1 pseudogene is annotated in these 628 nt (G+C 53.3%); it reads right to left on the reverse strand.

What is annotated here, in order from left to right:
• Positions 1–300 (reverse strand): annotated as a pseudogene (locus tag NW858_RS11525) (peptidase M23); the annotation flags it as partial.
• Positions 301–628: the final 328 nt, after the last annotated feature.

Below are 628 nucleotides of genomic sequence, written 5' to 3' on the forward strand. Positions count from 1 at the left end.
CTCTAGCGCCCTCTGGGCCTGTTCTAGACGATATTGGTTGTCGCGCAGGCTGGCTTCCGTCTGTTGGATGTTTTGCCGCAGGGATCCCATGCGGCGGCGGGCTTCTTCTTCCGCTTGGCGCAGCTCTCCCAGGCGGCGTTGGGTGCCCTGGATTTGTTGCTGGATCTGCTGCTGTCGCTGTTGCAGTTGGTAGACATTCTGCGCCTGAGATGGGGCAACCCCCCAGAAACTGCCCAACAGCAAGAGAGCGAGCCAACCGACCACCACCCATGCCTTCAGGCTGCGTATCCCAAGACTCATCACTCCCCACACCCTCAGCAACCAACCTACCGACCCTAAGAATACAAAGATTTGCAAGGACTGATCGAGCCCAATCTGGCTATTGCCCGGTATCGCTACTCCAAATGGCAAACGACAGCAACCTCAACATCAACCAAATGGCAATAGGCTAGCCACCTACCTGCCAGCAAAACCTAAGGATAGTCAAAGCGAAGGCTCCAACCAAGGCTGCAGATGCGCATACCACCGTAAACACCAACTTTGCTTGTTCCTGACTTCCTCCTCAAAAAAAGAGTTTGTTACAATTTGTCATTGCTTTACTGACAGGTTGGCTTTGTCATTTTTGGAT

Origin of the sequence: Synechococcus sp. H55.10, assembly GCF_047502715.1 — a bacterium.
In the GTDB taxonomy this organism is placed as follows: Bacteria; Cyanobacteriota; Cyanobacteriia; order Thermostichales; family Thermostichaceae; genus Thermostichus.